We start from the raw sequence: 12,871 nt of genomic DNA, 5'->3' as shown, positions 1-12,871 counted from the left end.
GCGATAGAATTGAGGTGCCTTGTGTTTAAGAACTTTGGTCTGGATGAAGTGACGTTAACCGACCATGATTTTGCTTCCCGCAGACAACTCGTCAAGAAGTATATTGCCGAATTTGATTTGAACCGTCTGCTGCATACCTTTAAGCTCAATGCCGGGCTTCCGTCGGACGCGGAGCCTTTGGGCGGCTGGGAGAGCCCGGAGAGCGGCCTGCGCGGACATTTTGCCGGACATTACCTCTCTGCTTGTGCCAAATTCGCTTACGGAGACCAGGATCAGGCGTTAAGGAGAAAGGCCTGCGAGATCGTGGATATCATGGAGGCTTGCGCGAAGCCTAACGGGTATTTGAGTGCCTTTGAAGAGGAGAAGCTGGATATACTCGAAGCAGAAGAGGACCGGAAGGTCTGGGCGCCTTATTACACACTGCACAAAATCCTGCAGGGTCTGGTAGACTGCCATCTCTATCTTCACAGTCCGAAAGCTCTGGTGCTTGCCAGGAATCTGGCGTATTACGTGAAGCGGCGTATGGATAAGCTGTCCCACTGGAAAAAAGACGGGATCTTGCGCTGTACGAAGGTAAACCCGGCCAATGAGTTCGGGGGCATGGGGGATACTCTTTACACATTATATGAAGCCACAGGAGACCGGCAAATTCTTGCGCTGGCGAACCAATTTGACCGGCCGTATCTCCTTCATCCGCTGGAGACCGGGGCAGATGTGCTTGAGAATCTGCATGCCAATACGCATCTGCCCATGGTGCTGGCGGCTATGCACCGTTACAACATCAGCGGCGAAGACAAATACCAGGCAGCGGCCATTCATTTCTACGAATATCTGCAGGGAAGGACGTTAGCGAACGGGAACAACAGCTCGAAGGCTACGGACTATATCCCGGGCGGTGTATCTGAGCGGTCAGAGCATTGGGGAGCTTACGGCGATCTGGGCGATGCGCTGACCGGCGGCGAAAGCGAAAGCTGCTGTGCGCATAATACTGAGAGAATCCTGGAGCGGTTACTGGAGTGGTCCGGTTCGGTGGAGTATCTCGATCATCTGGAGTCTCTGAAATACAATGCCATATTGAACAGTGCAAGCCGCAGCACAGGGCTATCGCAGTATCATCAGCCGCTGGGCAGCGGGGTATCCAAGACCTTCAGCGGACCGTATGATACCTTCTGGTGTTGTACCGCATCGGGAGTCGAGGCGATGAGTGAGCTTCAGAAGAACATCTGGTTCCGCAGCGGGGAGGCGTTGCTGCTGAACGCGTTCATCTCCTCTACCTTGGATTGGAAGGAGAAGAACCTGCAGATAATCCAAGAGTCCCGTTTCCCGGACGGGCTCTTATCCACGCTTCAGATCAAAGCCGCCGGGCCGGCAGCCTTCAAGCTGATCCTGAAGGAGCAGGCGGTCGCCGCAGTGACCATTAACTCTGTACCGCAGGTGCTTCAGCGGGAGAACGGGTATTGTGCCATAGAGCGGGTGTTTGCGGACCAGGATCTCATTGAAATCGAAATCGCAGCAGCCTTGCACCAGGTACCGCTCCCCGGCGCGGAGCATCTGGCGGCAGTGAAGTACGGTAACGTATTGCTTGCCCGGGTCGGCCAGGCGCAGCAAGCATCATTCGTTCCCCTGTTCCGGGTAGAGGAGGAAGAGTATACGGTGTATCTGGATGTGGAGGGACACGAAGGCCGTGACCGCCCGTTCTCCCGAGCGCAGGATGGCAGCGCAGCGTATGCAGATTGAAGAGCGGCTTAATGCGTTCTGCTGTTTCTCCGGTAGGCGGCCGGGGTCACTGTCGTAATCTTTTTGAACGTACGGTAGAAATGGGGCATACTCTCGAAGCCGCAGGCCATCGCGATCTGCTCAATGGTGCCGCTTGATTGCAGCAGACTGTCCTTGGCGGCAAAAATCCGTTTGGTCGCAATATAATCCGTCACATTCATCCCCAGACGCTGCTTGAAAACCCGGCTGAAATGGGCCGGAGAGATCGCCGCCCGCCCTGCCAATGAGCTAAGCTCCAGCGGCTGATTCAGGTGGTCGTTGATATAGCTGAGTGCTTCACGGAACCAGTCCGGCAGCAAGGTGTTTGAGGTTAGCGGCCCGGCGGTCTGCGGCAGGCAGTAGCGGTTCAAGTGAAGCAGCGTGAGATGGAGCAGCAGGGTCAGGGCTTGTCCGCCGTCCGTGCGGTTCTGCTCCCGTTCATTGTGGATAGCGTCAATATCATTTTGCACAATTCCGGCGTGTTCAGGGGATAAGGTATACTTGTACTGCTTGTTCTGCTTGGCAGCGTCAAACAGCTTCAGATAAGCATAGGACTCACTGTAAGGTTGGTTAAGAATAAGACCCGGGCTGAAAAATACGGCGGAGGAGGTCACCGGCTCCTCGTTGTCAGGGAATCCCCGGTGCACCGTGTTTCCCGGAACGACGATAACGTCGCCCTGGCGCATTTCATAAAAGGTCTGATCAATGAAAAAGCTTCCTTTGCCGCCGTATACGTATATGATTTCGTACCAGTCATGCTGATGGTCAGGCAGCTCGCGCTGCGGGCTTTTGGTCTCCTTATAGTCCAGAAGCAGGGTGAACGGCAATTCGTTGCCGAAATGCTTGCGGATCGGTTCCATGACGCGGCCTCCTTAGCCAAATCTATCAATTCTTAACCTCATCATATCAAAATAAGGTATAGTTTTGTTTGTTTTAGCTATTTTTATTCCTTTATCGGATGTATAAAATAAGGTGGAATGGAGGTGCTGTGATGTATATAGATGCTCATCAGCATTACTGGAAGATAGACAGGGACGATTACGGATGGATTACGCCGGACATTCCGGTGCTGTTCCGCGATTATCTGCCCGTTGACCTTGAACCGCATTTGCACAAGCACGGGATTAACCGCACGATTGTGGTGCAGGCTGCGCCGACCGTGGAGGAGACGGAATACATCCTGGGACTGAGTGAGCAGGCGGATTCCATAGCGGGCGTGATTGGCTGGCTGGACCTTGCGGGTCCGTCCTTCAAGGAGCAATATCAGCAGCTTCGCGGGCACCGCAAGTTCGCCGGTCTTCGCGTGATGATCCAGGAGATGGAGGACCCCGGCCTGCTTTTGACCCGTCCATATATAGAAGCGCTCTCATTCCTTGCGGACGAGGATCTGCCCGTTGACCTGTTGGTTCTGGCAGATCAGCTTCCGCAGCTTATAGAGCTGCTGGATCGGGTTCCGGGTCTAAGAGGGGTCATCGACCATTTGGCCAAGCCTCCGATTGCAGCGGGTCAACTAGAGCCGTGGCGAAGCCGGATGGCGGAGATTGCGAAGCATCCGAATATCTGCTGCAAGCTGTCCGGGATGGTAACGGAAGCCACTCCCGAGGGCTGGACACAGGAGGATTTCACGGCTTATATCCATGCGGTGCTGGAGCTGTTCGGACCGGAGCGGGTGATGTTCGGCAGCGACTGGCCCGTGTGCCTGATGGCAGCAACCTATGATGAGGTGCTTCAGATCTTGCGCACTGCCCTGCAAGAGCGGCTGTCGCCGGAAGAGATGGAGCCGGTTTTTGGAGCGAATGCGGTGAGATTTTATAAGTTGGATTCACTATAGTAAGAAGCACTAAAGAAATAAACAAAAAGCAAAAGAAGCGGAGGGGAAATTTGGAACTGTAGGAGCGGTAGCGACCGCCTTTGTCACCGGATTTATACCGCTAGAAGCGGTTCGAAATCAAGAAATCTGGGGACAACAGCGGCCGGAAGTCCAAATGTTCACCGTAGTGACGATGAAGCTTCAAGTTCAAATCTTAAGTGCAATATCAAACTACAGGAGGTAGAACGCTATGAAATACAGAAAGCTGGGGAATACAGGGCTGGATGTCTCCGTATTAAGCTACGGGGCATCGTCGCTGGGAAGCGTGTTCCGGGATGTGCCCAAGGAAGAAGGCATCCGCACGGTTCACACAGCGCTTGATATGGGGATCAACCTCATCGACGTCTCCCCCTATTACGGCCTGACCAAAGCGGAGACCGTTCTGGGAGAAGCGCTGCAGACGGTGCCGCGGGACCGCTACATCCTGAGTACGAAGGCCGGACGTTACGGCCAGGATGAGTTCGATTTCTCCAGAGAGCGGATTATCCGCAGTGCTGAAGAGAGTATGGGCCGTCTGGGAACGGACTATTTGGATATTTTGCTGCTGCATGATATTGAATTCGGCTCTCTGGCGCAGGTGATGGAAGAGGGAATTCCAGCGCTTGAGGAGTTGAAGCAATCCGGCAAAATCCGTTATTACGGCGTAACCGGCCTGCCTCTTCCTATCTTCGAGACCGTGTTGTCGCGGACCGCTCTGGATGTCATCCTGTCCTACTGCCACTATTCGCTGAATGACACCACACTGCTGCAGCTCCTTCCGCTGCTGGAGAGCCGCGGCACGGGACTAATCAATGCCTCGCCTATCTCCATGGGCCTGCTCAGCAACCGTAAAGTGCCTGACTGGCATCCGGCGAGTGCGGAGATTCAAGCCGCATGTCAGCGCGCCGCCGAATATTGTCGGGACAAGGGAGAGGACATTGCCAAGCTGGCGGTCCAGTTCTCTACAGCGAATGAACAGATTCCGACAACCCTCGTAAGCACCGCGACACCGGAGAATATCCGCAACAACATTAGATGGACGGATGAGCCGATGGATGAACAATTACTGGCCGAAGTAAGGGACATTCTGAAGCCTATCGACGGGGCAACCTGGCCGAGCGGCCTGCCGGAGTGGAACGTGGCACAAGGCCGGAACGGGGAGCGCTTATAATGAAGGGAATTATTTGTGAGGAGATCGGAAAGTTCGTATACCGGGAGGATCTGCCCGAACCGGAGCTTCAGGACGGAGAAGCCATTGTAAGCATCCGGCGGATCGGAATCTGCGGCACAGACCTGCATGCCTACCGGGGCAATCAGCCTTATTTCACTTATCCGCGTGTGCTTGGGCATGAGCTGTCCGGGACGATTGAGCGCATTGGCGACAACCCGCAAGGGCTGCGGGCCGGTGATCAGGTAAGTGTGATTCCATATCTTCATTGCGGAGAGTGCCGGGCCTGTCTGAGCGGCAAAACGAACTGTTGTCAGAAAATGAGAGTGTTCGGCGTTCATTTGGACGGCGGTATGCGGGAGCGGGTAAGCTTGCCTGTAGGCAATCTATTGAAGACAGACGGACTGACGCTGGATCAGGCGGCTATGCTGGAGCCCCTGGCGATCGGTGCACATGCCGTCCGGCGCTCGGGGCTGGGATCAGGCGATCAAGTACTGGTGATCGGAGCCGGTCCTATCGGACTGGGAGTGATGGCAATGGCCAGATATGCCGGTGCGAAGGTGATCGCGATGGATGTCAACGACGAACGCCTGGAATTCTGCAAGGGCTGGGCGCAGGCGGAGCATACCGTGAGTGCCCTGCGTGAACCGAAGGAGCAGCTATCCGGGCTGACAGAAGGCAACTTCCTGCCTTATGTCATTGATTCCACCGGCAATATCTCCTCGATGGAGGGGGCCTTCGGCCTGGTTGGCCATGGAGGAACATTGACTTATGTCGGCTTGGTCAAAGGGAATATAACCTTTAATGATCCGGATTTCCATGCGCGGGAAATGACTGTGCAAGGGAGCAGAAATGCGACCCGGGAGGATTTTGAACAGGTGATTCGGGCCATTACTGACGGTTATATTGATGTGGAGAGCTATATTTCCCACCGCTGCTCATTCGGGGATATGACCGGCCAGTTCGAGAGCTGGCTGAATCCGGAGTCCAAGGTAATCAAGGCACTGGTAGAGCTGGATTAAATACGAAGGGGCGGAATAGCGATGACAAGCATGGAACAGAGCCAGCGGTTATGGTACAGTGAACCGGCGAAGGAATGGAATGAGGCGCTGCCGATCGGCAACGGGCGGCTCGGAGCCATGATCTTCGGCAGGGTAGCCGAGGAGAAGCTGCAGCTTAATGAGGATTCCGTATGGTACGGAGGTCCGCGTGACCGCAACAACGAAGACGCGCTGCCTCATCTGCCCAAGCTCCGCAAGCTGATTCTTGAGGGCAAGCTGAAGGAGGCGGAGGAACTCGCCGCGATGTCAATGGCAGGAATGCCGGAAGCGCAGCGCCATTACCTGCCGCTGGGCGAGCTGCTGCTGTCGTTCGGCGGGCATGAGCAGCCGGCTGCGGATTATAGACGGGAGCTTGATTTGGAGCGCGGCGTATCCCGGGTGAGCTATACAACCGGAGGCGTCCGGTATACCCGTGAGCTGTTTGCGAGCTTCCCGGATCAGGCCATAGTGGTTCGCTTGACCTCCGACCGGAAGAACGCAATCTCCCTGAAGGCCAGGTTCAACCGCCAGAACTGGAGAATGCTGGAAAAGACGGAGAAGTGGCAGGACAGCGGACTGGTGATGGGCGGAGAATGTGGAGGCCGGGGAGGCAGCTCCTTCGCTGCCGTATTGAAGGCAGTTACGGAAGATGGCACCTGCCGCAACATCGGAGAATATTTGCTTGTGGAGGGGGCCAGCTCGGTTACGCTGCTGCTTGCCGCAGGAACTACATTCCGCCATCCCGATCCGGTGCTGCATGCCAAGAGGCAGCTTGAAGAACTGAGCCGGGTCTCCTATGAAGAGCTGCTGGCCCGTCATATTGCGGATTACCGCGGCCTGTACGGGCGGGTTGCGTTGACGCTTCCCGGGAACCCGCAGCTACACGGTCTGTCGACCGGCGAACGTCTGAAGCGGTTTCAGCAGGGGGAGGAGGATCACGGGCTGATCACCACCTATTTCCAGTATGGCCGTTATTTGCTGATCTCCTCCAGCCGTCCGGGTTCTCTGCCAGCGAATCTGCAGGGAATCTGGAATGACAGCTTCACCCCGGCCTGGGACAGCAAATTCACGATCAATATCAATGCGCAAATGAACTACTGGCCTGCTGAAATCTGCAATCTGGCGGAATGCCATGAGCCGCTGTTCGATTTGATCGAACGGCTGCGGGAGCCGGGACGGGTGACGGCCAGGGTAATGTACGGCTGTGGAGGCTTCACAGCGCATCATAATACGGACATCTGGGCAGATACCGCTCCGCAGGATACCTATATGTCGGCGTCCTTCTGGCCGCTGGGCGCGGCCTGGTTATGCCTGCATCTGTGGGAGCATTACCAGTTCAGCCAGGATCATTATTATCTGGCGCAGGCGTATGATACCATGAAGGAAGCTGCGCAGTTCCTGCTGGATTACCTGATAGAGGATGAGGTTGGGCGGCTGATTACCTGTCCGTCCGTCTCCCCGGAGAATACGTATCAGCTGCCCGGCGGGGAATCGGGCGTTCTGTGCGCCGGGGCCTCCATGGACTTCCAGATTATTGAAGCGTTGTTCAAGGCCGTTGTCCGCAGTGCGGAGATTATCGGCCGGGATGAGTCGTTCCGCGAAGAACTGCTCTCTGCGCTGGACCGGCTGCCTGGACCGCAAATCGGGAAATACGGCCAGATTCAGGAGTGGATGGAGGATTACGAAGAGGTGGAGCCGGGACACCGCCATATCTCCCATCTGTTCGCTTTGTATCCTGGGGACTCCTTCACAGTGGAGCATACGCCGGAGCTGGCAGCAGCAGCCCGGACTACGCTGGAGCGCAGACTTGCAAGCGGCGGCGGACATACCGGCTGGAGCCGGGCCTGGATCATTAACTTCTGGGCCAGACTACAGGATGAGAGCAAAGCCTACACGAATGTACGGGCCTTGCTGGAGCATTCGACCCTGCCTAATCTGTTCGACAACCATCCGCCGTTCCAGATTGACGGGAATTTCGGGGGAACCGCGGGAATTGCCGAGATGCTGCTGCAGAGTCACACGGATAGCCTCAGACTGCTGCCCGCGCTGCCTGCAAGCTGGAGCGAGGGCAGCGTCAAGGGTCTGCGGGCAAGAGGCGGCTATACCCTCGACTTCACCTGGGCCGATGGACTCGTTACAGAAGCGGTGGTATCATGTACCGTATCCGGCCCTTGCCGGATCGAAGGCCCGGGCCTGGATTCTATTTCGTTCACCGGCGAAGCGGGAAGCTCTTATACGTTTACCGGGTAAGCATGAAGCGGAAGCTGAGAGGGTAGAAGGTTATGGAGGATTACGAATGTAAGCCTACAGAAGACTGCACCCAAACTGGAAAGCCTCCAGAGTGGATGATTCTAGAGGATTACGGAAATTGTAAGCTGGCGAGTGGATGGTTATAGAATATTGAAGAAACTGGACGCTGGCAGAGTGGATGGTTATAGAAGATTGTGCTTGGGATTGGCGCATTTGCGCCAATCCTTTTCTGCGGTTGTGGGGAAATTCTGCTTATAAAGTAGACTCATCCGAAGTTGGCGCGGAGATGGAGAGTGGGGATGGCGGCCGAAAGTGGGCGATGCGCGGAAATGAAAGGGATAAGTCCCTCTGAGTTAGCTGGAAGTAGGCGATACGCTGGAGTGAAAGGGATAAATCCCTTTGAGTTGGTTGGGAGTAGGCGATACGCGGAAATGAAAGGGATAAATCCCTCTGAGTTAGCTGGAAGTAGGGGATATGCTGGAATGAAAGGGATAAATCCCTCTGAATCGGCTGGAAGTGGGCAATATGCAGAAATGAAAGGGATAAATCCCTCTGAGTTGGCTGGAAGTGGGCGATACGTTGAAATGAAAGGGATAAATCCCTCTGGGTCCGCCGAAAGCGGTAGGCAGCCGAAAAGGAGGAGCAAAAGTGCACCTCGTTCCGCCGAAAGCGGTCGGCAGCCAAGGAGGAGGAGCAAAAGTGCACCTCGTTCCGCCGAAAGCGGTCGGCAGCCAAGGAGGAGGAGCAAAAGTGCACCACATTCCGCCGAAAGCGGGCGGCAACCAAGGAGGAGGAGCAAAAGTGCACCTCATTCCGCCGAAAGCGGTCGGCAGCCGCGCAACCGCGAGCGGTACATAAGGTCAGGTTAGATACCGGGAGCGGCGCATCAATCCGGCCAGCTCCCCTACAGAATAACGGCAATTCGGATGCCGCGAAACAAGCAAGCGTTTTCTTTTAATCGAATTTTCGGGGGGGAAGTACTATAGTTTATGAATTGTAAGCGCATTCTCAAAAAGTATAATTAGAGATGTCACCAGGAGATGTTATAAACATAAGCGATTAGCCAAAAAGGGGAGGCATAATAACATGCACAAAACGGCAAAACGTTCAGCAAAGGCCGCTGCGGCCGGTGTACTAGCACTCACACTGGCACTTACAGGCTGTGGATCAGGCAACAACACTAACACCGGAGGCAAGAATAGCGCCACTGGGGGAAATGCCAGTCCGGCAGCAGCCGGAGACGACACTGCACCCGTAACATTCTCGATATTTATGAACGGTCCCGGACAACAGCCAACACCTGACAATAAGATTCTGAAACAGATTAAAGACAAAACCGGTATCAGTTTCAATATGGAATTCCTGGTCGGTGACCTGCAGCAGAAGCTGGGTGTCATGATCGCCGGTGGCGACTATCCGGACATCCTGTCGGGCGACGACAAATTAATCAATGCCAAGGCTTACATTCCGCTTGAGGATCTGATTGAGAAGTACGCTCCCAACCTGAAGAAGCATTATGGTGATGTCTGGAACCAGATCAAGGATGAGAGTGACGGCCACATCTACGTACTGCCAAGCTATGGCGTCTATCAAGGTAAAATTACCGAACCTACTTACCAGGGACCAGGCTTCTGGCTGCAAAAAGGCGTGCTTGAGGAAATGGGCTACCCTACTCCAAAGACCCTGGATGAGTATTTCGATATCATTGCCAAATATAAAGAAAAACACCCGGAGATGATCGGATTCGAATCACTCAACTTCGACTGGCGCGTGTTCCCGCTGCAGAATCCCCCAGAGCATCTGTCGGGACATCCGAATGACGGGGCCGTTGTTGTAGATAACAACGTAGCACAGATTTTTGCCGACAAGGATATGTCCAAGACGTACTACAAGAAGCTTAATGATATCAACGCTCAAGGCTTGATGGACAAAGAAGCCTTCGTACAAAACTATGACCAGTATCTGGCCAAGGTTGCAAGCGGTAAGGTCATCGGAATGTTCGACCAGCACTGGAACTTTCAGGACGGCGAGAAATCCCTGATCTCCCAAGGCAAGCTGGAAAATACGTATATCGGTTTCCCTCTGCTCTATCCGGGCGCAGAAGAATGGTATCGTGACCGCGGAGCGGTCGGCACCAACCGCGGATTCGGAATCTCGATCAATGCCAAGGACCCTGTCCGCATTATCAAATTCTGGGATAAGATGATTACCGAGGATTGGCAGAAGACGCTTCAATGGGGCGTGAAAGGCGAAGATTATGAAGTGAATGCAGACGGCTCCTTCTACCGTACGCCTGAGCAACGGAATAATGCAGAGCAGACCAGCTGGCAGGTTGCTAACAAAATCTCAGGGATGTTCGGTTACATGCCTAAGATTCAAGGCACGTACAGCGACGGTAATGCAGCAGATGCCGGTACACAGCCTCAGGAATTCTTCGACAGCCTGAAGCCTTACGACCAGAAGATTCTGAAGGCGTACAACAAGAAATCCTGGTCCGAATTCTTCAAGGAACCGAAAGAGAACAATATCTACTTCCCGGCGTATTCCATCGTGCTTAAAGATGGTTCACCAGCCCAGCTCGCACAGTCTAAGCTGAATGACCTCATGATTAAATATTTGCCAAAAGCCATTATGGCCAGTCCTGCAGAGTTCGAGGGCGTATGGCAGGATTATGTGGACAGAATTCACAAGCTGGACATCAAGGCCTATGAAGACCGGATGAATGAAGGCATCCAGCAGCGCATCGAAAAATGGAGCGTTAAATAAACCATTCCATATAGAAACAGGAGCGGGAAATGCGATTTCCCGCTCTTCCTAAATAGGACTGCGTGAATAGGACAACTTGGAGAGAATGACTTTTACAGGAGGGAATACAACATGTCTGATGCCGTACTGGACAAACAGGTCAAAAAACCAAAGACCCGAAAAAGCAAAATCGATCCGGAAATCGGTGTGGAACTCAGCTGGAAAACACTGAAAACACAAAAACAGCTTATTTTCATGTCTGTGCCCATCGCACTATATCTGATTATCTTCAACTATGTTCCCATTTGGGGCTGGCTCATGGCCTTTCAGAATTACCGCCCGGCGGTGTCCTTCGGCCAGCAGGAATGGGTAGGCCTGCAGCAGTTCAAATTCTTATTTTCCGATGATACCTTTCTGCTGGTACTGCGCAACACCATTGCCATGAGTTTTATTAACCTTGTACTTGGTACGGTTACCGCTATTGGTCTGGCTCTGCTGCTGAATGAGATTAAGCTCAAGTTCTTCAAGCGTGCGGTTCAGTCCATTTCCTATCTGCCGCACTTTCTGTCCATGGTTATCGCAGCAGGGATTGTCTCCACTTCGCTCTCCATTGATGGCGGGATTGTCAATGTCGTCTTAATGAAGCTTCACCTGATTCAAGAACCGATTATGTGGCTCAGTGAAGGGAAATACTTCTGGGGAATTATCGGGGCGTCGAACGTGTGGAAAGAGGTGGGCTGGGGTACGATCATCTATCTGGCTGCCATTACCTCCATTGATCCTTCCCTGTATGAGGCAGCGTCCATTGACGGCGCCAAGCGTTTTCAAAAGATGCGTTATATCACGCTTCCGGGAATTAAAGCTACCTTCGTGATTTTGCTGATTATGAACATTGGACATATTCTGGATGCCGGCTTCGAGCTTCAATATTTGCTGGGCAACGGACTTACTGTGGACTACTCACAAACGATTGATATCTTTGTAGTGAAGTATGGTCTGGCCATGGGTAACTACTCTCTGGCTACAGCGGCGGGGATCTTCAAAACGATTGTCAGTGTCATTCTCGTACTCATCGCAAACAATGTCGCAAAACGCCTCGGCGAAGAGCGATTACTATAGAGGAGGAAGCCCATATGAAAGCTGTGACCAAAGGTTCAGGCCGGATTGAGCCGGTTGTTTTTCATACATTCAACACGATATTTATGCTCTTTGTGGTTACTGTCACGCTCTATCCGTTCCTCCAGACGCTGGCGGTATCCTTCAATGACGGCAGTGACACGCTTGCAGGCGGAATCTATCTCTGGCCCCGCGAATGGACGCTGGAGAATTACCGGGCGGTCTTTATATCCGGAACGATCTATCATGCCGCATTTATCTCGGTATCCCGTACTATAATCTCAACGGTGTTCGGTGTATTCCTTACGACGATGCTTGCGTATGCACTGGCGCAGCCGCAATATATTTTCCGCAAAAAGATCGGCCTGCTGTTCATCCTGACCATGTATTTCAATGCCGGGCTGATTCCGAACTACTTCCTGATCAAGAATATGGGCCTGCTGCATAACTTCATGGTCTATATCCTTCCAAGTCTGGTCAGCGCGTTCAACCTGATTATCATGCGGACGTATATCCGCGGTCTTCCGTTCAGTCTGACTGAATCGGCGAAGATTGACGGGGCGGGGGAATTCCGGATTTTCTGGAAAATCATCTTCCCGCTGTGTACGCCGGTACTGGCAACGGTTGCTTTGTTCATCGCCGTGGGCTCGTGGAACTCCTGGTTTGACACGTTCCTCTATGCTTCTTCGGATATCAAGCTGAGCACCCTGCAATATGAAATGATGAAGATGCTGGGCTCGATCATGAGTGCGAACAATGATCCTTCGATGCTTGCAGGAGGTCAGAACAATCAGGTACAGTCGCTGGTGACTCCGGCTTCCATGCGTTCCGCGATTACGATCGTGACCGCTGTTCCGATTCTGTTCGTCTACCCTTTCTTGCAGAAGTATTTCGTGGTAGGATTGAACCTGGGAAGTGTAAAAGAATAATTGTCATATAGAATTATAT

9 protein-coding genes are annotated in these 12,871 nt (G+C 53.4%); 8 read left to right on the top strand and 1 reads right to left on the bottom strand.

Translation table 11 applies throughout. The features are described 5' to 3' along the window. Window positions 1-21 precede the first annotated feature (21 nt). The gene (locus HQN87_RS21715; RefSeq protein ID WP_173137579.1) at window positions 22-1,737 is read left to right on the top strand and encodes a beta-L-arabinofuranosidase domain-containing protein; all 1,716 of its coding nucleotides are present in this window, start codon (window positions 22-24) and stop codon (window positions 1,735-1,737) included. Window positions 1,738-1,745: 8 nt separating this feature from the next. Here the strand turns inward: HQN87_RS21715 and HQN87_RS21710 are convergent, their stop codons facing one another. Then, window positions 1,746-2,615: an AraC family transcriptional regulator gene (locus HQN87_RS21710; protein WP_173137577.1), complete on the bottom strand. Its 870-nt coding sequence runs from the start codon at window positions 2,613-2,615 to the stop codon at window positions 1,746-1,748. 131 nt (window positions 2,616-2,746) lie between these two features. Between HQN87_RS21710 and HQN87_RS21705 the strand changes: the two genes are divergently transcribed. The 7 genes from HQN87_RS21705 to HQN87_RS21675 all read left to right on the top strand — a co-directional run bounded on the left by HQN87_RS21705 (window position 2,747) and on the right by HQN87_RS21675 (window position 12,852). Next, window positions 2,747-3,586 (top strand): amidohydrolase family protein, encoded by an 840-nt coding sequence (locus tag HQN87_RS21705; RefSeq protein ID WP_173137575.1) that lies wholly within the window; start codon window positions 2,747-2,749, stop codon window positions 3,584-3,586. Between the two features lie 229 nt (window positions 3,587-3,815). Next, window positions 3,816-4,775: an aldo/keto reductase gene (locus tag HQN87_RS21700; RefSeq protein ID WP_173137572.1), complete on the top strand. Its 960-nt coding sequence runs from the start codon at window positions 3,816-3,818 to the stop codon at window positions 4,773-4,775. Continuing rightward, window positions 4,775-5,794 carry a zinc-binding alcohol dehydrogenase family protein gene (locus tag HQN87_RS21695; protein ID WP_173137570.1) on the top strand — a complete coding sequence of 340 codons (1,020 nt, stop codon included), beginning with the start codon at window positions 4,775-4,777 and terminating at the stop codon, window positions 5,792-5,794. The genes HQN87_RS21700 and HQN87_RS21695 overlap by 1 nt, the downstream gene beginning before the upstream one ends. Window positions 5,795-5,824: 30 nt before the next feature. Beyond that, a complete protein-coding gene (locus HQN87_RS21690; RefSeq protein ID WP_436836485.1) occupies window positions 5,825-8,062 on the top strand; it encodes a glycoside hydrolase family 95 protein in 2,238 nt (745 codons plus the stop codon). A gap of 1,086 nt (window positions 8,063-9,148) precedes the next feature. Continuing rightward, window positions 9,149-10,828 (top strand): type 2 periplasmic-binding domain-containing protein, encoded by a 1,680-nt coding sequence (locus tag HQN87_RS21685; RefSeq protein WP_173137567.1) that lies wholly within the window; start codon window positions 9,149-9,151, stop codon window positions 10,826-10,828. Between the two features lie 111 nt (window positions 10,829-10,939). Then, a complete protein-coding gene (locus HQN87_RS21680; protein WP_173137565.1) occupies window positions 10,940-11,926 on the top strand; it encodes an ABC transporter permease in 987 nt (328 codons plus the stop codon). 14 nt (window positions 11,927-11,940) lie between these two features. Further along, the gene (locus HQN87_RS21675; protein ID WP_173137563.1) at window positions 11,941-12,852 is read left to right on the top strand and encodes a carbohydrate ABC transporter permease; all 912 of its coding nucleotides are present in this window, start codon (window positions 11,941-11,943) and stop codon (window positions 12,850-12,852) included. Window positions 12,853-12,871: the final 19 nt, after the last annotated feature.

The organism is Paenibacillus tritici (assembly GCF_013204885.1).
In the GTDB taxonomy this organism is placed as follows: domain Bacteria; phylum Bacillota; class Bacilli; order Paenibacillales; family Paenibacillaceae; genus Paenibacillus_AQ; species Paenibacillus_AQ tritici.
Note: the sequence above shows the minus strand (reverse complement) of the source record. Positions and strands in the feature narration are given on the sequence as shown.

What these genes read in the sequence shown, in the direction of transcription:
- HQN87_RS21710 (WP_173137577.1), bottom strand. Translation starts at nt 2,615, where the DNA reads ATGGAACCGATCCGCAAGCATTTCGGCAACGAATTGCCGTTCACCCTG.
- HQN87_RS21705 (WP_173137575.1), top strand. Translation starts at nt 2,747, where the DNA reads ATGTATATAGATGCTCATCAGCATTACTGGAAGATAGACAGGGACGAT.
- HQN87_RS21700 (WP_173137572.1), top strand. Translation starts at nt 3,816, where the DNA reads ATGAAATACAGAAAGCTGGGGAATACAGGGCTGGATGTCTCCGTATTA.
- HQN87_RS21695 (WP_173137570.1), top strand. Translation starts at nt 4,775, where the DNA reads ATGAAGGGAATTATTTGTGAGGAGATCGGAAAGTTCGTATACCGGGAG.
- HQN87_RS21690 (WP_436836485.1), top strand. Translation starts at nt 5,825, where the DNA reads ATGGAACAGAGCCAGCGGTTATGGTACAGTGAACCGGCGAAGGAATGG.
- HQN87_RS21685 (WP_173137567.1), top strand. Translation starts at nt 9,149, where the DNA reads ATGCACAAAACGGCAAAACGTTCAGCAAAGGCCGCTGCGGCCGGTGTA.
- HQN87_RS21680 (WP_173137565.1), top strand. Translation starts at nt 10,940, where the DNA reads ATGTCTGATGCCGTACTGGACAAACAGGTCAAAAAACCAAAGACCCGA.
- HQN87_RS21675 (WP_173137563.1), top strand. Translation starts at nt 11,941, where the DNA reads ATGAAAGCTGTGACCAAAGGTTCAGGCCGGATTGAGCCGGTTGTTTTT.